The sequence below is a fragment of the Streptomyces sp. NPDC002156 genome (assembly GCF_053593675.1).
Genome location: NZ_JBSFDA010000015.1, coordinates 23601 through 44970 on the forward strand (window position 1 = coordinate 23601; position 21370 = coordinate 44970).

Annotated in this window: 15 protein-coding genes; 6 read left to right on the forward strand and 9 right to left on the reverse strand. The window is 70.4% G+C overall.

The window, feature by feature from the left end; genetic code table 11:
* The coding region (locus ACWCRB_RS09590; RefSeq protein ID WP_450995504.1) for an MFS transporter at window positions 1-1431 on the reverse strand (1431 nt) is incomplete at its 3' end.
* Window positions 1432-1496: 65 nt separating this feature from the next.
* Between ACWCRB_RS09590 and dusB the strand changes: the two genes are divergently transcribed.
* Entirely contained in the window at window positions 1497-2702 is a 1206-nt protein-coding gene (gene dusB / locus ACWCRB_RS09595; protein WP_450995505.1) for a tRNA dihydrouridine synthase DusB, read from the forward strand.
* A 71-nt stretch (window positions 2703-2773) separates the two neighbouring features.
* Here the strand turns inward: dusB and ACWCRB_RS09600 are convergent, their stop codons facing one another.
* The 3 genes from ACWCRB_RS09600 to ACWCRB_RS09610 form a co-directional block, all read right to left on the reverse strand.
* A complete protein-coding gene (locus ACWCRB_RS09600; RefSeq protein WP_450995506.1) occupies window positions 2774-4327 on the reverse strand; it encodes a CDP-alcohol phosphatidyltransferase in 1554 nt (517 codons plus the stop codon).
* 468 nt (window positions 4328-4795) lie between these two features.
* Entirely contained in the window at window positions 4796-6733 is a 1938-nt protein-coding gene (locus ACWCRB_RS09605; protein ID WP_450995507.1) for an amylo-alpha-1,6-glucosidase, read from the reverse strand.
* Window positions 6730-8163 (reverse strand): amylo-alpha-1,6-glucosidase, encoded by a 1434-nt coding sequence (locus ACWCRB_RS09610; RefSeq protein WP_450995508.1) that lies wholly within the window; start codon window positions 8161-8163, stop codon window positions 6730-6732. The genes ACWCRB_RS09605 and ACWCRB_RS09610 overlap by 4 nt, the downstream gene beginning before the upstream one ends.
* A gap of 120 nt (window positions 8164-8283) precedes the next feature.
* On the opposite strand from ACWCRB_RS09610, the gene ACWCRB_RS09615 reads away from it, so the two are divergent.
* Window positions 8284-9495: an ROK family protein gene (locus ACWCRB_RS09615; protein WP_450995509.1), complete on the forward strand. Its 1212-nt coding sequence runs from the start codon at window positions 8284-8286 to the stop codon at window positions 9493-9495.
* Between the two features lie 434 nt (window positions 9496-9929).
* The gene (gene ppdK, locus ACWCRB_RS09620) at window positions 9930-12650 is read left to right on the forward strand and encodes a pyruvate, phosphate dikinase (protein ID WP_450995510.1); all 2721 of its coding nucleotides are present in this window, start codon (window positions 9930-9932) and stop codon (window positions 12648-12650) included.
* Between the two features lie 159 nt (window positions 12651-12809).
* On the opposite strand, the gene ACWCRB_RS09625 is transcribed toward ppdK, so the two are convergent.
* The 3 genes from ACWCRB_RS09625 to ACWCRB_RS09635 all read right to left on the reverse strand — a co-directional run bounded on the left by ACWCRB_RS09625 (window position 12810) and on the right by ACWCRB_RS09635 (window position 16695).
* Window positions 12810-15161 (reverse strand): NACHT domain-containing protein, encoded by a 2352-nt coding sequence (locus ACWCRB_RS09625; protein WP_450995511.1) that lies wholly within the window; start codon window positions 15159-15161, stop codon window positions 12810-12812.
* Window positions 15162-15266: 105 nt separating this feature from the next.
* Complete coding sequence (locus ACWCRB_RS09630) at window positions 15267-15797, reverse strand: hypothetical protein (RefSeq protein WP_450995512.1); 531 nt, start codon at window positions 15795-15797, stop codon at window positions 15267-15269.
* 58 nt (window positions 15798-15855) lie between these two features.
* Window positions 15856-16695 (reverse strand): helix-turn-helix domain-containing protein, encoded by an 840-nt coding sequence (locus ACWCRB_RS09635; RefSeq protein WP_450995513.1) that lies wholly within the window; start codon window positions 16693-16695, stop codon window positions 15856-15858.
* A gap of 113 nt (window positions 16696-16808) precedes the next feature.
* On the opposite strand from ACWCRB_RS09635, the gene ACWCRB_RS09640 reads away from it, so the two are divergent.
* Window positions 16809-17453, forward strand: coding sequence for an NADPH-dependent FMN reductase (locus ACWCRB_RS09640; RefSeq protein WP_450995514.1), 645 nt, complete (start codon window positions 16809-16811; stop codon window positions 17451-17453).
* 53 nt (window positions 17454-17506) lie between these two features.
* On the opposite strand, the gene ACWCRB_RS09645 is transcribed toward ACWCRB_RS09640, so the two are convergent.
* Window positions 17507-18175 (reverse strand): nitroreductase, encoded by a 669-nt coding sequence (locus ACWCRB_RS09645; protein WP_450995515.1) that lies wholly within the window; start codon window positions 18173-18175, stop codon window positions 17507-17509.
* Between the two features lie 127 nt (window positions 18176-18302).
* Here ACWCRB_RS09645 and ACWCRB_RS09650 point away from each other — a divergent pair, with 127 nt between their 5' ends.
* The gene (locus tag ACWCRB_RS09650; protein ID WP_450995516.1) at window positions 18303-18956 is read left to right on the forward strand and encodes an FMN-dependent NADH-azoreductase; all 654 of its coding nucleotides are present in this window, start codon (window positions 18303-18305) and stop codon (window positions 18954-18956) included.
* An 81-nt stretch (window positions 18957-19037) separates the two neighbouring features.
* Here the strand turns inward: ACWCRB_RS09650 and ACWCRB_RS09655 are convergent, their stop codons facing one another.
* A complete protein-coding gene (locus ACWCRB_RS09655; protein ID WP_450995517.1) occupies window positions 19038-20681 on the reverse strand; it encodes a carboxylesterase/lipase family protein in 1644 nt (547 codons plus the stop codon).
* 121 nt (window positions 20682-20802) lie between these two features.
* Between ACWCRB_RS09655 and ACWCRB_RS09660 the strand changes: the two genes are divergently transcribed.
* The gene (locus tag ACWCRB_RS09660) at window positions 20803-21363 is read left to right on the forward strand and encodes a PadR family transcriptional regulator (RefSeq protein ID WP_450995518.1); all 561 of its coding nucleotides are present in this window, start codon (window positions 20803-20805) and stop codon (window positions 21361-21363) included.
* Window positions 21364-21370: the final 7 nt, after the last annotated feature.

Sequence of the window (21370 nt, forward strand, 5' to 3'; positions counted from 1 at the left end):
ACTCCCGCTGCCGCCGCCCTCGATCTCCAGGCGCTCCGCTGTCCGCTCCGCCGTCCGCCGGGCCCAGCTGCCGGTCGTGACGGCACCCAGGACCAGTACGGCCAGACCGCAGCCCGCGATGATCCACCAGCCGGGCCGCGCCGCGGCGGCGAACACCTCCTTGTACGGACCCGATCCGATGCCCGACGCCAGCGCCGCGCCGATCACCGCGACCCCGAGCGTGCCGCCGGTCTGCCGGCTGGTCGAGGCGATCGCGGCGGCCACCCCGGCCTGGGAACGGGGCATGCCCGAGACGGCCGTGTTGGTGATGGGCGCGTTGACGAAGCCGAAGCCGAGGCCGAACAGGAAGTACCCGATCACCAGCGTCACGTTCGACGTCTCCCCGTCGAACCCCGCGAACAGGACCCCGCTCGCCGTCATCGTGACCCCCGCCGTGAGCAGCGAGAACCGTGGACCCCGGCTGCCGACCAGCCGCCCCGATATCGGCGCGCACACGAAGCACATCACCGCCATCGGCAGCATCCACAGACCGGCGTGCAGCGCGGACAGCCCCCGCACGTTCTGCAGATACAGCGTCGACAGGAACAGGAACCCGCTCAGCGCGGCGAACGCGCTCACCGCGACCACGGTCGCCCCACTGAACGGCACCGACCGGAAGAACCGCAGGTCGATGAGGGGTTCGGTGCGCCGGGGCTCGTAATACAGCAGCCCGAGCAGCGCGGCCAGGGTGACCGCTCCGAAGGCGAGCGTGTGGGTGACGGGCGAGTTGGGCGCCTCGATGATCGCGTACGTCAGTGAGCCGAGCAGCGCGATGACCAGGATCTGGCCGACCGGGTCCGGACGGCGGGCCTTCGGCGCGCGGGACTCGGGGACGTACCGCCAGGTGAGCAGGAGCGCGACGAGGCCCACCGGCAGGTTGAGCCAGAAGATCGAACGCCAGCCGACGGAGTCCACGAGCAGGCCGCCGACGATCGGGCCGGCGGCCATGGATATGCCGACCACCCCGCCCCACACCCCGATCGCCCGGGCCCGCTCGCGCGGGTCGGTGAAGGTGTTGGTGATGATCGACATGGCGACCGGGTTGAGCATCGAGCCGCCGATCGCCTGGATCATGCGGAACACGATGAGCGAGTCGAGGTTCGGGGCGAGCGAGCAGAGCACCGAGCCGAGGGTGAACAGCACCAGCCCGGTCTTGAAGACCCGGCGGCGGCCGATCCGGTCGGCGGTCGAGCCCGCCAGCATCAGCAGCGAGGCCAGCACCAGCGTGTACGCGTCGAGCGCCCACTGCATACCGGCCACGCTCGCGCCCAGGTCCTTCTCCATGGAAGGCAGCGCGACATTGAGCACGGTGACGTCGAGGCTCACGATCAGCAGGCTCATACAGCAGATCGCGAGCACCAGCATGCGGCGGCGGGGACTCAGCTCGGACATGCGAACCATAGTACGCCTAACTAACGACTTTGGCTGTACTCCATTCGGTGCGAGAGAATGGCGCAATGTCCACGCCCGTGACCTCGCCCGCGACCCCGCTCACGACCGCGCCCGCCGGCCTGCTGCGGATCGGTCCGCACACCGTGCAGCCGCCCGTCGTCCTGGCCCCCATGGCCGGGATCACGAACGCGCCCTTCCGCACCCTGTGCAGGCACTTCGCCGGAGGCGAATCAAAGGATGCAGCCAGCGGCGGCAAGGGCCTGTTCGTCAGCGAGATGATCACGACCCGGGCGCTGGTCGAGCGCAACGAGAAGACCATGCAGCTGATCCACTTCGACGCGACGGAGAAGCCGCGTTCGATCCAGCTGTACGGCGTGGACCCGGCGACCGTCGGCAAGGCCGTCCGCATGATCGCGGAGGAGGGCCTGGCCGACCACATCGACCTCAACTTCGGCTGCCCGGTCCCGAAGGTGACGAGGAAGGGCGGCGGGTCCGCCCTCCCGTACAAGCGGAACCTGCTCCGCGCGATCCTGCGCGAGGCGGTGTCCGGCGCCGGGGACATCCCGGTCACGATGAAGATGCGCAAGGGCATCGACGACGACCACATCACCTACCTCGACGCCGGCCGGATCGCGGTCGAGGAGGGCGTGACGGCCATCGCCCTGCACGGCCGCACCGCCGCCCAGCACTACGGCGGCACGGCGGACTGGGACGCGATCGCCCGCCTCAAGGAGCACGTCCCGGAGATCCCCGTACTCGGCAACGGCGACATCTGGTCGGCGGAGGACGCGCTGCGGATGGTCCGGGAGACGGGCTGCGACGGGGTGGTGGTCGGGCGCGGGTGTCTGGGGCGGCCGTGGCTGTTCTCGGACCTGGTGGCCGCGTTCGAGGGGCGTACGGAGGCCATTGCCCGCCCGACGCTCCGCGAGGTCGCCGACATCATGGTTCGGCACGCCACGCTGCTCGGTGAGTGGATCGGGGACGAGGCGCGCGGGGTGATCGACTTCCGCAAGCATGTGGCCTGGTACCTGAAGGGGTTCGCCGTCGGCAGCGAGATGCGGAAGCGCCTTGCGATCACTTCGTCTTTGGAGGAACTCCGGGTTGGCCTGGACGAGTTGGACCTCGACCAGGCCTGGCCCGTCGGTGCGGATGGGCCTCGGGGGCGTACGTCCGGCAACAACCGGGTGGTGTTGCCGGACGGGTGGTTGAAGGATCCGTATGACTGTGCGGGTGTGAGTGAGGATGCGGAGTTGGATACGTCGGGCGGCTGAGTTCTTCGTCTGCGGGCCCGGTGGGGGCTGGTCGCGCAGTTCCCCGCGCCCCTAAAGGCGCCTTCGGCCCTTTACGGGTGGGGCGTTGAGCCGTACGCCGTGAGGAACTTGTCTCGGAACGCGCTCATCTTCCAGACCGGGGCATCGTCGGCGGGGCGGATGCCGTCCGTCCAGTTCCAGTCGGTGATCTTGTCGAGAATCTTCGGGTCCTTGGCCACGACCGACACCGGGACGTCGCGGCTGGCGTTGCTGCCGCTGACTCGGGACATGGGCTGGTGGTCGCCGAGGAAGACGAGGACGGTGTCGTCGGTGCCGTAGCGGGTGAGCCAGTCGATGAGGCTCGTCACCGAGTACTGGATCGACTTGCCGTACTCCTGCTTGGCCGCCGTGCCGTCGTACAGGACGTCCTTGGGGTCCTTGCCCGCTTTCTGGATCGAGTCGAACACCGAGCCGTCGCCGAGCTGGTCCTGCGGGACGGTCGTCGGAAGGGGCGCCCACGGCTGGTGACTTGAGGTCAGGATGATCTCCGACATCAGCGGCTTGGCACTCTTCTTGCCGTGCTCCAGGCGCTGGAAGGCCTCCAGCGTGTACTGGTCCGGCATGGTCGACCAGCTGAACTTCGGTCCCTTGTAGCCGAGATCCCTGGACGAGTAGTTCTTCTCCAGGCCGTAGAACTTCGACTCCGGCCAGCCCTTCTGGACGCCCGGCATCACGCCGACCGTCCGCCAGTCGCCGGTGCGCCGGAAGACCTCGGGGAGGGTGAGACGGTCGCTGTTGACCAGGGTGTTGTAGCGCTGCTGGTTGTTGATCCACAGGCCCGACAGGAACGTGGAGTGGCCGAGCCAGCTGTTGCCGCCGAACGTGGCCGACGTCAGCCAGCCGCTCTTCGCGGCGAAACCGGCGTCCGTCAGGGCCTGGTTGCTGTCGGCGAGGGTCTTGTCGACGCCGGGGGAGATCTCTGGGTCCTCGATCGCGCTGCGGCCGTAGCTCTCGATGAACGTGAAGATGACGTCCTTGCCGCGCAGGTCCGGCACCAGCTGGTCACCGGGCGTCTTGGCGAAGGGGTCGTTCTTGGCGAACTTCTCGAACGCCGCCTCGTCGCGGAAGGTGTCGCTCGCCCGCCGCAGATGCACCTTCACGACTCCGGCGGTGTGGTCCGAGGCGATGGGCACCCCGCCGATGCTGAGGCCGAGGGACATGCAGGTGATCCATACGGTGCCCGCGATGAGCGTGGCCTTGGTGGCGACGGTGTTGTTGCGGGCGAGCAGGTTGCTGAGCCGTACGCACGCGAGGGCCGTGCCGATGGGCAGGAGCAGCGTCAGCAGGATCACGAGGAGGGTGACGGCGATCGACCCCGTCGTACCGATGGCGTCGGAGATGTACGACTGGGCGTCGTCCAGCAGCACCCAGTCCAGCACGACGTTGAAGTGCCGGCCCAGGAACTCGACGAACCCCATGTCCAGCAGGTTCAGCACGGTCAGCGCACCGAGGAACGCGCCGATGCACGCCGCCGTGATCACCCGGGGCCGGCGTGGCATCGCGAGCAGCACGACGGCCGCGACTATCGCCTCCGCGGGGAGTCGCAGGAACTCCGTGATCCGGAAGTTGCCCACGGTGTTCGGCATCTGGAGGGCGAACAGTACGAGGAGGACGGCGAGGGCGGTGGCCGCCCAGCGGAGATTCCGGGCGGCGACTGGGCGACGGGTACGCCAGTCGGGCTTGGGGGTTTGGGCAGGCTTGTCGGCTGAGGTGGCCGAGTCTGCCGGTAGTGGTTGGCTGTCGGCCGTGGGGGCTTCTCGCGCAGTTCCCCGCGCCCCTTTGGGGCGCGTCTCTGTGACCGGGGTTTCCTCAGCAGGCGTCGCCTCAGCCGGCGTATCCGTCGATGGGTTGGTGCGCGTGAACAGAGGCACCCCGAAGGTCCTTCCGTGTGGAGCCCGTGCAGGAGCGGCGGACCCGGGCGCGGGAGCCTGGGTCCGCCACCATCCCGTACGGCGGGCCCTCGGCCTCCGTTCAGCCTCCGCGCCCAAGCACCCGGCAAACACCGGGCAAACGCCTCACCAAGCGACGGACCACACGTCTCCTTCCCGCACCCCTCAGGCGCCCCCGACCGCCGTGAGCAGCGCCAACGGGGCCGCCGCCGAGCGGGATTCGCGTACGCACGCGTGCGGGTACGGCACCGGCTCGCCGTGGGTGTCGCGGCCGTAGCCGGCGAGGACCTCGGGGAGACGGTGACCGGTGGCGGTCGCCGCGTCGACCAGGGCGTGGGCGACCGTACGGGCCTCGTCGTGCAGGCCGTACCGCGAGAGACCCAGCGTGATCAGGGCGTTGTCGTGCGGCCAGACCGAGCCCCGGTGGTAGGAGAGGGGGTGGTAGGCCGACTGGCCCGACGCCAGCGTCCGTACGCCCCAGCCCGAGAAGAAGTCCGGTTCCAGCAGGCGCCGGCCGACCTTCTCCCCGTACTCCTTGTCGAGGAGTCCCGACCAGAGCAGGTGGCCCGCGTCCGAGGCCAGCGCGTCCACCTGGTTGCCCTCGCCGTCGAGCGCCAGCGCCGGGAAGGAGTGCTCCGGCATCCAGAAGTCCCGCTGGAAACGGTCCCGGAGGTCACCGGCCGCCTGTTCGAGGAGGGCGGCGTACGTCTCGTCCTCCCACACCGTGCGCGCGAGCCACGCCGTGCGGCGCAGCGCGTCGTACGCGTACCCCTGGGCCCCCGCCGCCATCACCGGGCCGCTTGCGCGGGTGCCGTCGGCCGAGCAGATGGCGCCGGGGGAGTCCTTCCAGTTCTGGTTGGCGAGGCCGCCCTGGTCGGCCCGGTACACCAGATAGCCACGGGACGTCAGGCCGCCGTGGTCCAGCATCCAGCCGATCGCCGCGCGGGCGTTCCCTTCCAGGCGGCGGGCCAGTGTCGTGTCGCCGGTCTGTTCGACGTACGCGCCGAGGAGCACGAGGAACAGCGGTGTCGCGTCCACCGAGCCGTAGTAACGCCCGTACGGCACCTGCCCGAAGTGCGCCAGCTCGCCGTGCCGTACCTCGTGCACGATCTTGCCCGGCTGGGCCACGGAGTCCGGGCCCACCTCCGTTGCCTGGGTCGCGGCGAGCGCGGGCAATGTGGCGGCGGCCAGTTGGGGGCGGTACGGGAGTGCGAAGAGGGAGGTGAGCAGTGCGTCCCGGCCGAGGAGGGTCAGGAACCAGGGGGCTCCTGCCGCCGGTACGCGCAACTCCTCGCCGTCCGGGCCCGTCGCGGGGACCTGGAGTGCCGCCAGGTCGGAGAGGCCGCGTGCGCAGGCCGCCGCCAACTCCGGCCAGCCGGTGGGGAAGGCGACACCCTCGACGAACTCCCCTTCGAGGGCGAGGAGTTGGTCGTTCGCGGCGGCGGGGGACGCGGGGACCTGCGGTTCCTGGGTCGCGCCGTGCGGGCGGGCCGCCACGCGCAGCGCCAGCTCCGCCGAACCGTGCGGCTCCAACTCCAGTGTCCAGACCAGGCGTCGGGCACCCGTGCCGGTCTCCTCGACGCCGTCGGGGGCGGGCTCCGCGGTGACCGTCGTACACGACCGCCACTCACCGCGCCGGTAGCTGAACTCGACGCCGTCGTCCCGGACTTCACGCTTGCGGACGGCGCCGGACTTGACGTACGTACGGTGGTCGGAGCGCAGCTCGAACTGGTCCGTGAAGTCGGCGTCCGCCGTGACCGCGATCCGGACCGTCGTCGGCACCGGACGGTTGCTGGTCACCCGCAGCGCCTCGACGAACCCGCCGTCCCCGACGGCCTGTTCACGGAAGAGCGTGTACGCGGGCGGCTCCTGCCGGCCCCCGCGCGGTACGAGGATGCAGCGCGCGGTGTCCCCGTCTGCGACCGGGCTGAGCGTCTCGGGCACGGCGCCGTCGACGGTGAGCTGCCAACGGCTCAAGTGCCGTGCGTCGCGTACGAATAACCCGTCGGGGTGGCTGCCGCCGCGTACACCGCTGATGTCCCCGCCGTCGCCGACGGCCGCGAACGTCCCGCCGTGCACGAGCAGATGATGCCGGTCCGTCATCGCCGTTCCCCTCCCTTGTCACTCATGTCGCTCATGTCGAACGCGCCGACGGCACTTATGTCGGCGATGGGCTGCTGGTGGAGCAGATCCAGAGTCAGCGCGGCCGTCCAGCCGAAACCGAGCGCCCCACAGGCCTCTCCGGTGTACGGATCCACGTACTCCGCGAAGTCGGTGGCGTCGGCGGTCTCCAGCAGCGCCGTGCGCAGCGCGTCGGCGTGCGCCCGCTCGCCGTGCTGCCGCAGCCCGCGCTCCACCAGCCACCCGGTGTTGAACCAGGCCGGGCCGCGCCAGTAGCGGTGCGGGTCGAAGGCCTCGCCGAGGAGGTCGTAGGACGGTACGAGGCGGGCGGCGCCGCCCAGCTCGAAGTGCGGCCCGCGCGCCGTACGGACGAGGGTGTCGGCGATGTCCCGGGGGAGCGTGGGGAGGAGGAGCGGGATCAGGCCGGAGACGCTGCGCTCGGGGATGAGGGAGCCGTTCCGTACGTCGCGGCAGAAGAACATGCCCTCCGCCGGGTCCCACAGCCGCTCCACCAGCGCCGCCGTCAGCCGTTCCGCGCGCGCGTGCCGGGCCGTCCCCGTCGCGCCCAGCTCGCGGGCGATCCGGGCCAGGGCGTGCTCGGAAGCGATCAGCAGCGCGTTGAAGGAGGGGTCCTCGACGGCGAACTCGCTCGCGCCGTCCTCGTACCCGCCGTCCCTGTAGTCCGTCGCCAACCGCACGTACCGCCCGTAGTCCAGGTCCGTCGGGCGGTCCTCGGCGGCGCCGTGGTCGAGGTCGGCGCGGCGGAAGGAGCGGGCCGGGGCCGGCGTGATGCGGCTCAGCGGGGCGTCCCAGCAGGGGCTGTTGTCCATACCCTGTTCCCAGGGGTGCACGACCGACGCCAGGCCGCCCCCGCCCAGGTCGCGGCGGTGCAGCAGATAGCGGTGCCAGGCGGCGAGCCGCGGGTAGGCGCGGGCGAGGAAGCCGCGCGAGCGGGACAGCCCGGGGTCGGCCTGGTGCACCAGCCAGACGGCCAGCGCGTGCACCGGTGGCTGCACGATGCCGGACGTCTGTACGGTGCGCGGGGCGCCCGCAGCGCGCCCCGCGGTCGAGGAGCGCCAGAAGTCGGGGCTCGGGAAGTACGCGTCGAGCGGGACGGAGGGATTGAAGACGATGTGCGGGATGCGTCCGTCGTCCCACTGGGCCGACAGCAGCGTCTCCAGCTCCGTCTGCGCGCGCAGGGGTGAGAGATGGCGCAGGCCGATCGCGATGAACGCGGAGTCCCAGGACCACTGGTGCGGATACAGGCCGCGCGAGGGGACCGTCGAACTGCCGGTCCAGTTGGCCTCCAGTACGTCCGCCGCTCTGACGTGCAGGGAATGTGTCGTAACGTCCGGTTCGTATACGACGGAGTGCGTCGCGGCGCGGGCGGTCAACTGGGCAGTGCGATCCACTCGGGGCTCCCCGAAGACGTTCGGCCTGACCAGTTCGGTCGCGGCCACCTTAGAGTTACGTCTATTTAACACGCAGAACTCAATATGTAATGCAAGCTTGAGAAACACAAGGGGGTGCGCATGAGTAGTCGTGCTCAGACGAGCGCGGGCGATCTGCTCGAACTGGTACGCAGTGGGCGCGCCACGACTCGCGGTGCCCTCCAGCAAGTGACGGGTCTCTCACGCGCGACCGTCGGCCACCGTCTGGACAGGCTGTTCCGCGCGGGCTGGCTGCGCGAGGGAGCCTCGGGCCCGGTCGACTCGCCGCTCGGCGGACGCCCCTCGATCACTCTGGAGTTCGACGACGCCCACGCGGTCGTCCTCACCGCCGACCTCGACACCCGTCATGCCCGTGCCGCCGTGCTCACCCTCACGGGTGAACTCCTCGCGGAGCACTCGGGTGTGCTGGCCGTCGACGACGGCCCCGACGTCGTACTCGGCGAGATCGGCCGCTGGTTCGCGGAACTCCTCACGAAGGCCGGCCACGGCCCGTCCGAGGTCTGCGGTATCGGCCTCGCGGTACCGGGCCCGGTCGACACGGACGCAGGGCGCGTCGTCCAGCCGCCGATCATGCCCGGCTGGGACGGCTACGACATACGCACCCGCCTGGCCCGCGCCCTCGCGGAACAGACGGGGGAGCCGACCGCCGCGAACGTCCCGGTCCTGGTCGACAACGACGCCAACCTCATGGCGTACGGCGAACAGCGCACCGGGTACCCGGACTGCTCGGCCTTCGTCCTCGTCAAGGTCTCGACGGGTATCGGCGCGGGGGTCGTGGTGGGCGGTTCGGTCTTCCGGGGCATCGATGGCGGCGCCGGGGACATCGGGCACATCCGGGTTCCGCAGGGCGCCGAGGCGCTGTGCCGGTGCGGGTCGTACGGGTGTCTGGCCGCCGTCGCGAGCGGTGGCGCCGTGGCGCGGCGGCTCGTCGAGACCGGGGTTCCGGCGGCGTCCGGCTCGGACGTACGGGACCTGCTCGCGGCCGGGCATCCGGAGGCCGTCGCGCTTGCGCGGGAGGCGGGCCGGAGCGTGGGGGACGTACTCGCGACGGTGGTGACGCTGCTCAACCCCGGCGTGCTGATGATCGCCGGGGACCTGGCGGGCACACCGTTCCTGACCGGCGTACGGGAGTTGTTGTACCAGCGGGCGCTGCCGCGCTCGACCGCTCATCTGGACGTGGTGACGTCGAGGCTGGGGGAGCGGGCGGGGCTGGTGGGGGCCGGGGCGATGGTCGTCGAGTACCTGTACGCACCTGAGCGGGTGGAGGAGCGCTTGGCGGCCCTCGGCGTGTGAACCGCGTCAACGGCTGAAGGTGCCTGTGACGGGGGTGTTTCCCTTTCGGGTCGGCGTCCGCATGGTGAAATCCCGTTGCTGGATCGTGCGTGATTCTCGCCACCCTTGATAGGGGTTGCGCTCAGATGAGCGGATCATGGGCGGCTGCACTTCTCAAAGGGTGGCACTGAGTGCCACCCTTTGATCGTTCATCGATAAAACTCAGACGTGTTGCCATCTGCTCATGTGAGCGACAAAATGGGCATGTGCCTGCCAGTGTGTTCAAGAAGTGAAAACATGGCGCTTCCACTGCTTGCCAAGCCTTGACTTTGGATCTGCTGGCGGACGGCTGGTTACAGGCGCATGACACGCAAGTGGACGTACCCAGACGCCTTCGATCTGGGTATGTTCCTCGCCGTCAGGGCAGCCACCGCGTCCCGAGGGAGTCGAGACCCGTGTCGGAAAACAAAGAACCCCACGTAGCGAAGTTCGTTTACGACTTCACCGAGGGAAACAGGGACCTCAAGGACCTCCTTGGTGGCAAGGGTGCGAACCTCGCCGAGATGACCAACCTGGGACTCCCCGTTCCCCCCGGCTTCACCATCACGACCGAGGCCTGCAAGACCTACCTCGACAGCGGCGAGGAGCCGGCGGCACTGCGTGACGAGGTGAGCGCGCATCTCGCGGCCCTCGAAGAGGCCATGGGCAAGAAGCTCGGCCAGGCCGACAACCCCCTTCTCGTGTCCGTCCGTTCCGGGGCGAAGTTCTCGATGCCGGGCATGATGGACACGGTGCTGAACATCGGCCTCTCCGACAGGTCGGTGCAGGGCCTCGCCAAGCAGGCAGGCGACGAGCGCTTCGCGTGGGACTCGTACCGCCGCCTCATCCAGATGTTCGGCAAGACGGTCCTCGGCGTCGAGGGCGAGCTGTTCGAGGACGCGCTGGACGCGGCGAAGACGGCGAAGAAGGTCGTGGTCGACACCGAGCTGGAGGCCACGGACCTCAAGAAGCTCGTCACCAAGTTCAAGAAGATCGTCAAGACCGAGGCGGGCCGCGACTTCCCGCAGGACCCGCGCGAGCAGATGGACCTCGCGATCCACGCGGTCTTCGACTCCTGGAACACGGACCGCGCGAAGCTCTACCGCCGCCAGGAGCGCATCCCGCACGACCTCGGTACGGCGGTCAACGTCTGTTCGATGGTCTTCGGCAACCTGGGCCCCGACTCGGGCACGGGAGTCGCCTTCACCCGCGACCCGGCCAGCGGCCACCAGGGCGTGTACGGCGACTACCTGCAGAACGCGCAGGGCGAGGACGTGGTCGCGGGCATCCGCAACACGGTCCCGCTCGCCGAGCTGGAGCAGATCGACAAGAAGTCGTACGACCAGCTGATGAAGATCATGGACACGCTGGAGAACCACTACAAGGATCTCTGCGACATCGAGTTCACCATCGAGCGCGGCCAGTTGTGGATGCTCCAGACCCGCGTCGGCAAGCGCACGGCGGGTGCGGCCTTCCGGATCGCGACGCAGCTGGTCGACCAGGGCCTGATCGACGAGGCGGAGGCGCTCCAGCGCGTCAACGGCGCCCAGCTCGCCCAGCTGATGTTCCCGCGCTTCGACGAGGAGTCGAAGGTCGCGCAGGTCGGCCGTGGCATCGCCGCCTCCCCGGGCGCGGCGGTCGGCAAGGCGGTGTTCGACTCGTACACCGCGGTGAAGTGGTCGCGTTCGGGCGAGAAGGTCATCCTGGTCCGCCGGGAGACCAACCCCGACGACCTCGACGGCATGATCGCGGCGGAGGGCATCCTGACGTCGCGGGGCGGCAAGACGTCCCACGCGGCGGTGGTGGCCCGGGGCATGGGCAAGACGTGTGTGTGCGGCGCGGAGGAGCTGGAGGTCGACACCAAGCGGCGCCGGATGACGGTGCCGGGCGGGCACGTCGTCGAAGAAGGCGACCTGATCTCGATCGACGGTTCGAGCGGCAAGGTCTACCTGGGCGAGGTCCCGGTGGTCCCCTCCCCGGTGGTGGAGTACTTCGAGGGCCGGATGCACGCGGGCGCCAACGACGCCGACGAACTGGTCGAGGCCGTCCACCGGATCATGGCCTTCGCCGACCGGAAGCGCCGCCTGCGGGTCCGGGCCAACGCGGACAACGCCGAGGACGCGATGCGGGCACGGCGGTTCGGCGCGCAGGGCATCGGCCTCTGCCGTACGGAGCACATGTTCCTCGGCGACCGGCGCGAGCTGGTGGAACGCCTGATCCTGGCCGACACGGACACCGAGCGCGAGGAGTCCCTGAAGGCGCTGCTCCCGCTCCAGAAGCAGGACTTCGTAGAACTGTTCTCGGCGATGGACGGCCTCCCGGTGACGGTCCGTCTCCTGGACCCCCCGCTGCACGAGTTCCTGCCGGACATCACGGAGCTGTCGGTACGAGTAGCCCTCGCCGAGTCCCGCAAGGACCCGCACGAGAACGAACTGCGCCTGCTCCAGGCGGTGCACCGGCTGCACGAGCAGAACCCGATGCTGGGCCTGCGCGGTGTACGCCTCGGCCTGGTCATCCCCGGCCTGTTCACGATGCAGGTCCGCGCCATCGCGGAGGCCGCGGCCGAACGCAAGAACGCGAAGGGCGACCCGCGCGCGGAGATCATGATCCCGCTCGTCGGCACCGTCCAGGAGCTGGAGATCGTCCGCGAGGAGGCCGACCAGGTCATCGCCGAGGTCGAGGCGGCGACGGGCACACAGCTGAAGCTCGCCATCGGCACGATGATCGAGCTGCCGCGCGCCGCTCTGACGGCGGGCCAGATCGCGGAAGCGGCGGAGTTCTTCTCGTTCGGCACGAACGACCTGACCCAGACGGTGTGGGGCTTCAGCCGGGACGACGTCGAGGCGTCCTTCTTCACGGCGTACCTGGAGAAGGGCATCTTCGGCGTCTCCCCGTTCGAGACGATCGACCGCGACGGCGTCGGCGCGTTGGTCAAGTCCGCGGTGGAGGCGGGCCGCGCAACCCGCCCCGACCTGAAGCTCGGCGTGTGCGGAGAACACGGCGGCGACCCGGAGTCGGTGCACTTCTTCCACGAGGTCGGCCTGGACTACGTCAGCTGCTCGCCGTTCCGGATTCCGGTGGCGCGGCTGGAAGCGGGGCGGGCGGCGTCCTCTTCGGCGGGGAGCGATCACCGGTAGGCCACAGGGCCTGTGTGCGCGGGCCCGTTGAGCTCCGGAGCTGTCGTCGGTCAACCCGACCCTCAGCGACCTGACGGTGGCTCCGGTGTACGAGAAGAGGCGGCACCCCTGTGCGGGGGGTGCCGCCTCTTTGCGTGGCGGACGCGGGTCCGTGGCACGTCACGGTTCGACGGGGCCCGTGGCTGCCGGGGCGGTGTCGGACGGTTCGGTCGGGCGGCGTTGGGCGGGGAGGGCGGGGGATTCGGTGAGGTGGTGCTGGATGCGGGCGTGGCGGAACTGGTGGACGGGGCCCACCTGACGCAGGACACCCAGTCGGTGGGCGTCCGCCAGGAAGGACTGCAGACGCCAGGGCAGCCGGGTGCGGGCGGCGAGGACCAGTCTGGCCGCGAGGTAGTGCGGCCAGGCGGCGGAGGCAAGGGCCAGGGTCACTCCCAGCAGGCCGACGGAGATGCAGTACGGCTGTACGGCCGTTTCCATGACCGTGAGGAAGTCGGGCGGTACGGGCCTGTTGAGGAAGAGGGTCACGGCGGCGGCGAGGACGCTCAGGAGCAGAGCGGCGTAGGCGCCGTGGAGCAGGGTGATCCGGCGGTCGCCCCGGATCGACGACGGGGGTGTGGTGACGTCGTTGACGGTCACCGAGTTCCTGGTCCACTGCAGGGCGGCCAGTCCGATGCCCACGACGAGGCCGATCGGGAGACTCGCGCTCCAGACGGCGGTCAACGCCGGGCGCTCGTCGTCGAAGAGCCAGTAGACGTTGAACGCCGCGCCGACGAGGAGGGCGATCCCGCAGGTACGGGCGGCGGCGTGGAGGAGCCGGCGGCGCCAGCGGCGGGTGGTGAAGGAAGCCCGGCTCGGGGACGACGGCGGCACGGGCGGGCCGGTGGTCAGGAGCACGACCAGGAACACGAACGTCCCGTCGAACACACCGTCCAGCAGGTCGGAAGGCACGTCGGCGAGCCTGAGGTCACCGGCCGCCATGTACCAGATCTGCAGGACCACAGCGCCGGCCAGGGCCCCGCACGCCGCCGTGACGCATGCCGTCGGGATGCCCCGGCGAGGCAGGGCCGCCGCCACGCACACCATGCAGAACGCCATGGCGGCGAACGTGGAGACGTAGTCCGCACCGGGGAACGGCGCGTTGTCCGTCAGTCCCTCGCTGAACTTCTCGGCCGTGGTCCACAGGAGCGGTACGGCGCTCGCGATCGCCGCCGCCAGGCTCCAGAGGAGCGCCCGGCTCCAGGTTCTGGTCAGTACGGGTACCGAGCGGTACAGCTGCCACCAGGCAAGGTCGTGCGTGCCCTGCGCGGTCAGGTACCGGGCGAGGTGGGTGAGATACCGCTGGGCCCGGTCCGGGTCCCAACGGCGGCTGCCGGGGTCGGCGGCGTGGGCGCGCCCGTAGAGCGCCGGGACGAGTCTGTCGAGGAGGTGGTGCTCGACGGCGGCGGAGGTGGGGAAGCGGGCGGGGTCGGCGAGTTCGGCAGGATCGGCGCCGGCGGCGTCGGCGTACACCGACCGCGCCAGGACGACCATCAGCGGGCTGGTCAGGGCCTGGGCCACCGGGCCTTCGGGGTGGTCCCGCAGATGGTCGGCGAGGATCGTCCAGCGGTGGCCGCGGCCGGGCGGGGCGGCGAGCCGCAGCAGGGCGACCGCGTCGTCGTGGCGGACCGGTGCGGGCTCGATCACGGCGCTGCCCGCCAGCACGCTGGCCTGGGCCACGGCACTGACGTAGTTGGCGGTACGGCAGGTGAGCACCAGCGGGGCGTCCGTGGCGTAGCCGTGGTTCAGCGCCGTGAGAACCGCGGCCTGGCCGGCGGCCGGGAGTTCGTCCAGCCCGTCGAGTACGGGCAGGATCCGGCCGTCGGCCAGCAGATCCCGTACGGCCGTCGGCCCGTAGGCCTCCGTGTCGGCCAACGCCGAGCAGTCCGCCGTCATCCTGCGGCGCAGCCATGCTCCCGGGCCTTCCCGCGCGGGGTCGAACGACGCGAGCGAGAGCAGGACCGGCACCGGGTCGCCCTCCTCGCGGGAACGCAGCAGCCCGAGCGTCAGCAGGACGGCGAAGGTGCTCTTCCCCGACCCGGCCGCACCGATGACGACGAGCCGGCGGCGTGGCAGCGCACGAAACGCGCGGGCCAGGTTCTGCGGTTCGTCCGCCCGGCAGTCGACGGGGTCACCCACCAGCTCCCGGTGGTCCCCCACACCGGGCAACAAGCTGTCGGACCAGGCCACCGGGAGCGGCGCCGGATCGAACAGCTGGCGCAGCGTGGCTTCTTCCTCCCACTGGCGCAGCACCAGCCGCGCCAGATCCTTCGCGGCCTCGTCCACCTGGTCGGCGCCGCTGTGGGCCCGCCCGTTGCGCCGGGCCCACGCCGCCAGCAGCGCGATCACGCCGACGGAGCCCAGCACGGAGGCGGCGTTCCCCGCGTCCGAGACACCCTTCAGCCACCACAGCAGACCGAGCCCGGCGACCAGCCCGGCGCCCAGCACCCACACCAAACCCCAGCGCCACCGCACCCATGCCCCCGTCGTCCACGCACGAACTGCCCCCGCACGAAGACCAACGACCCACCACCTGCACCGGTCACCAGGCGGCCTGACAGCCCCCGCCCTCCCGTCGTGCTACCAGCCGAACTCCGCGGGCCCGACAACGCGCGAGCCGACCTGCGCGGCCAACCAGGCGGGGCGTTCGTCGTCCCCGGGGCGGGCGTGGACGAAGACGGTGTGTTCGGCGGACCACTCCTCGCAGTGGATGGTGTGACTGTTGGCCGCGACCTGCAACTCGGCGTACTTGTACTCCTCGTTCAGCAGCCCGAGCTGTGGCACGGCCGGCCACGTCATGTTGTGCCAGAGGACGTAGCCCCGGCTGATGCCCGCCCAGATGCCGAGGGACTCGCGGGCCTGGGCGATCGAGTCGGCCCCCACACTCAGCAAGGCGGGCAGCCCGACATTGCCCTTCCCGTACCAACTGACCTGAACATCGGGCAGGGCTTCCGTCAGCCGTCGCACTTCGTCGTCACTGTGTGCCCAGGCATCCAGGTAGCAGCCGCTCGGGTCGTACCAGGACGCGACGGACAGCAGTTTCTCCGCGAGGTTCAGTGCCTCGTCCAGGTCCGTGGTCCGCAGGACCGGCCACGCACGTGTGTTCCCCATGTCGGCATCCTGGCAGAGGAGTTGTCCGGGGGCCGTTGAGTTTTTCGCCCGGCGCGAGTCAGGAGATCGCCCGGAGCGTGCCGTGCCGGGAGCTGTGGTGGAGTTGTTCGACGGCCTCGGCGGTCTGGTCGTCCGCGGGCAGGAAGATGATCAACTGTTGGGCCTCCGCGGTGAATTCGAGTGTCTCGCGGAGCAGCCGGAGGTTGTGTCCGGCTGGGTGGTCGATGCGGAGGACGCCGCGCTGTGGGACCACGTGCCGGTTCAGGCGGCGGGTCAGGTCGGGTCCTGCCAGGGGGGTGAGGTCCGAGCGGAACCACTCGGAGTTCTCGGCGGAGGGGGCGAGCCACAGGTCGAAGGCCTGCTCGTCGGCGACCTCGTCCCAGTCGGCGAAGAAGGTGTGGGCGCGGGGGTCCGTGAAGACGTAGCGGGTGATGTTCGGGGCTTCGGCGTCGAGCAGGCCGCTCGCCTTCATCACCGCGTCGTACGCGGGGGTGTGGGCGAGGATGTCGCCCAGCCTGTTGGTCACCACGGCCATGCCTGGTTCCAGGAGGCGGAGTGTCCGCTGGACGGTGGCCCGTACTTGTCGGGACGGGGGTTCGGGGCGGGTGTGCGTGACGCATTCCCCGCCGGAGATCTTCGTGAGGTAGCGCAGATGGGCGCGCTCGGACGGGGAGAGGCTGAGGGCGTCGGCGAGGGCGTTGACCACCGCCACCGAGGGATTGCGGTCACGGCCCTGCTCGATACGGGTCAGGTACTCGACGCTGATGCCCGCGCGCGCCGCGAGATCCTGGCGTCGTAGCCCCGGTGAGCGGCGGCGGCCCCGGTCCGGCAGGCCGAGTGTTGTCGGCTGGATGCTGTCGCGCTTGGCCCGGATGAAGTCCCCCAGCGGCGTACCCATGCCTTCGAGGATAGGGCGGGCCCGGCCGGTCGCGGTGGGCTCAGGCTGGCCCTGCGGGGGCCAGCCTGAGCCCGGTCTGGCTGCGGTCGGGGGGCGCCCCGATCGTGGTGGCCATGGACAACAACGTGGACAACAACAAGGACAGCAGCACGCACATCAACTCGCACAACAACCCGTACAGGCTGGTGATCGTCGTCGGGAGCGTCCGGGAGGGACGGTTCGGGCCCGTCGTGGCCTCCTGGGTCGCCGAACAGGCCCGTCTGCACGGCGGTTTCGACGTGGAGGTCGTCGATCTGGCCGGCTTCGAGATTCCGCTGTCGCTGCCCGCGGCGTCGCCGAAGTACGCCGGCGACGACTACCCGCGCCCGGCCGGGATGCGGCCGCTGACCGCCGCGCTGGAGAGCGCGGACGCGTTCGTCGTGGTCACGCCCGAGTACAACCACAGCTATCCCGCCTCCCTGAAGGCGGCCGTCGACTGGCACTTCACCCAGTGGACGGCCAAGCCCGTCGCCTTCGTCAGCTACGGGGGAGCGGCGGGCGGCCGCCACGCGGTCCTGCACCTGGAGAACGTGCTGACCGAACTGCACGCCGTGACGATCCGCGACGGCCTCGCCTTCCCGAACTACTTCATCGCATGGCAGGACGGCCGTCCGGTCGACCCCGGGACTCCCCGGTACGCCAAGACGTTGCTGGAGCAGCTGGCCTGGTGGGCGGGTGCGCTCAGGACCGCACGGGCGGCCACTCCCTACCCGGCCTGAAAGCGGCCACTCCCTGCCCCGGCTGAAAAGAGCCCCGGCTGAAAAGAGTGGGGTCAGTGGCCGTCCACGAACGTCACCGTCTCGTCCAGCGGTGCCCGGCCCGTGCGCGGCTGGTCCACCGTCGCGTCCTCGAAGCCGATCGACATGCCGCAGAAGAGCAGCAGCTCCTGCGGCGGTGACACGACCTCCGCGACGGTCCTGTGGTACTTCGCCCACGCCATCTGCGTACAGCTGTGCAGCCCCTCGGCGCGCAGCAGCAGCATCACCGTCTGCAGGTACATGCCGACGTCGGACCACTGGGCCGGGCCCATGTCGCGGTCGATGTAGCAGAACAGGGCGGCGGGCGCGCCGAAGCAGTCCCAGTTCGCGGAGGCCGCCCGCTGGCGTGCCTCCAGGTCGCCGCGCGGGATGCCGAGTGCGCCGTAGCGCTGCTCGCCGAAGGCGGAACGGCGGTCGCGGTACGGGGACTTCAGCTCGGGCGGGTACTGCTCGTACTCCGGCTCGTCCCACGGGTCGCCCGAGGCCACGCGTTCGCCGGCGCGCTTCTTGAGTTCGGCCAGGGGCGCGTCGGTCGCCACGTAGACGTGCCACGGCTGGAGGTTCGACGCGGACGGGGCCCAGGCCGCGTCGGTCATGACGCGCTCCAGCACCTCCCTCGGGACCGGCCGGTCGGTGAATCCGCGTACCGCTCGTCGGCTGCTGACCGCCTCATGGACGTCCATGATCGTCTGCCTCTCGTTTGCTCGACGTGTTCAGCTCCGTTGCGATCGCGACGGTATCATTCGATACCTTTCTTGTGTTTAACTATGGGTGAGAACAAGTCACATCGCCTATCCGCAGGAGAAAGTCATGGCCACGCTGCTGCACATCGACTCGTCCGTGTTCCCGGGCGAGGCGTCCTCGTCCCGTTCGGTCGCGGCCGCCTTCCGGGAGGTCTGGGAGGAGCAGCACCCGGGCGGCACGGTGATCTACCGCGACCTCGCCGCCGACCCGGTCCCGCACATCACCGCCGACGCCTGGAGCGCCGGTTTCGCCGCGCCGGCCGCGCGTACGCCGGAGCAGGCCGCCGCGTTCGCCGTGCGCGAGACGCTCATCGGGGAACTGGAGGGGGCGGACGCCGTCCTGATCGGCGCCCCCATGCACAACTTCTCGATCCCGTCGACCCTCAAGGCGTGGGTGGACAACGTGTACATGGTCGGCCGCACCGCCGGCGAGACCCCGTCCGCCAAGGGCACCCCGGTCGTCGTCGTCGCCAGCCGGGGCGGCTCCTACGCGCCCGGCACGCCGCGCGAGGGCTTCGAGTTCGTACAGAACTACCTGGAGGCCGTCCTCCGTGACACCTTCGGCCTGGACCTCGAGTTCATCGTCCCGGAACTCACCCTGTCCACCCGCGTCCCGGCCATGTCCGACCTGATCCCGCTGTACGAGGCCTCCCGTGAGCGCGCCTTCGAGGAGGCCGCGAAGAAGGCCAAGGAGGTCGCGGAGCGCGTCGCCGCCGCCTAGGGCGTGTCGGGCGGATCACCGCAGACGGGCTCGCCCTCGGCGTCATGCCGAGGGTGAGCCCGTCTGCGGTGGTGACGGCGGTCAGGAGCCGGCCGCCGCGTCCCACAGGTCGCAGTTGTGCGCCTTCCCGGTTTCCGAGGTGGCCGAGTTGCCGCCCCGCGAGGCCGTGCGCAGCTGAAGCACGGTGCCCGGGGCGGACTTCTGGTCCGGCATGACGGGCTGGCCGGGGGCGCTCGGGGCCGAGCCGTGGATGAAGGACGCCCAGTAGGCGGTCATCTGGTCGGCGAGCGCGCGCTGTTCGGCGTCGAGGCGGGCGCTGATGCCGTACGGCTTGAACAGGTAGTTCAGTTCGGCCGCGTGCGTGGCGCCGAAGTCGAAGTCGGCGTCCTGGGGGAGGGACGCGAACAGGGGCGAGGTGCGGTCGGCGAACTCGTACGAGTAGACACGGCCGCGCTGGGCGAGGCGGGTGTCGGCGCGCAGGGCGGGGCAGGCGAAGAGGTAGTCGCCGTAGGCCGCGGCATAGGCGTAGCCGGGGCGTTCGTAGGTGCTGAGGGGGTAGCGGGCCAGGGCCTTGGCGCCGATCGTGTCGCCGAAGGCCGAGGTCAGCGCCTTGGGGTAGGCGTCCGCGGTCAGTGCGTTGCCCCAGCGGTCGAAGCTGTCGTACGCGAAGACCAGACCCTCGTCGCTGGTGGCGCCGTTCATCACGGGGACGCGGGACGCCTGGCCGGAGGTGAACGCCTCGGCGGGCTGCACGGGCAGTTCACGGCCTCCGACGGTCGGGTTCCAGGTCTCGGGACCGGTTCCGTTCTGGGCGTCGAGGATCGCCTTGGCCGGCTTGGCCCGCAGACAGGCGGCCGCGGTGGCGGCATCGGTGCAGCCGAGCTTCTTGGCGAAGGCCAGCCCGGTGGTCTCGGCCTGGGCGCGGGTGCTGCCCCCGCAGTCGAAGTAGGCGCCGCTCTCGATGATCGCCGCCCGGAACAGGCCCCGGCCGGCGGGGGAGGCGAGCTGGGCGCAGACCGCGCTGCCGCCGGCCGACTGACCGGCCAGCGTGACCCGGCCCGCGTCTCCGCCGAAGGCCCCGATGTTCGAGCGCACCCAGCGCAGCGCCTGCTGCTGGTCGAGGAGCGCGAAGTTGCCGGTCGTACCGGGCAGCGTCAGGAAGCCGAAGGCACCGATCCGGTAGTCGACCGTCACCACGATGCTGTTCGTGCGGCGGGCGAAGGTGTCGGGGACGATGTCGCGGGCGTCCCCGCCGATGTTGGCGCCGCCGTGGATCCAGACCAGGACGGGCAGCCTGGCCGCGAGCGAGGCCGTGCGTGAGGTGGCGGGCGGGGTGTAGACGTTGACGTCCAGGCAGTCCTCGGTGGTGTGCTGGGTGCTGTAGCCGGGGGCCCAGTAGGTGTTCTGCGCGCAGTAGTCGCCGTATTCGGTGGCGTCCCGGACGCCGCGCCAGTCGGCCGCGCGGCGGGGGGCCTGCCAGCGCAGGGCGCCGGTGGGCGACTGGGCGTAGGGGATGCCGAGGAACTGCCGTCCCTCGGTGGTGGCGGCCCCGCGCACCACGCCGTTGGCGGTGCGGACGAGGAGGGAGTGGGCGGAGCCCGCCGTGGATTGGGGATGGCCGACGGTGCTCGCCTGTGCGGAGGTGAAGGCGACCGCCAGGGCGGTGACGGTGACGGGGATCAGAGTCCAGCGCACCGCGCGCAGGAGTCTTCGGGCATGGGACATAGGGTCTCCCGGGAATGGGCGGCCCGGCGGGACGACTCGGGCACCATGGAGACTAGGGGCAAAGTGCCATAGGTGACTAGTGGCATATGTTTCGGCGAGGGAAAGGTGGCGGAGCCGGCACATGAAGCTGGAGCACGTACTGCTCGGAATGGTGGCCATGCGCCCCTGCACGGGGTACGACCTGAAGCGGTGGCTGGACAGCGAGATGGGCCGCATGGTCCGCCTGCGCACCCAGCAGAGCCAGGTCTACCGAACGCTCAACCGCATGTGCGCCGACGGCTGGGTCAGCTTCACCGTGCAGCACAACGAAGGCCGCCCCGACGCCAAGGTGTACGTCGCCACCGACGCCGGCGAGCGTGAACTGCGGGACCGCCTGGCCGTGCCGTACGCGCCGTCGCCCGACTTCAGCGACCCCGAGTTCCTGATCCGCTGCACCCTCGCGATCTTCCTGGAGCCGGAGGAGCACGTCCGGCTCGTGCAGATCGAACTCGACGCCCGCCGCGCCCAGTTGGACCGGTTCCGGGCCCGGGAGATCCGTGAGGAGCCCTGGCTGTCCGGGATCGACCAGGCCCGGATGTCACAGATCCTCGACCACGTCCACGACTACAAGGACCGGGCTCTGGAAACGCATGTGCGCTGGCTGGAACAGGTGCTGGCCGAACTCGCCGGGACCAGTCACTGATCCTCGC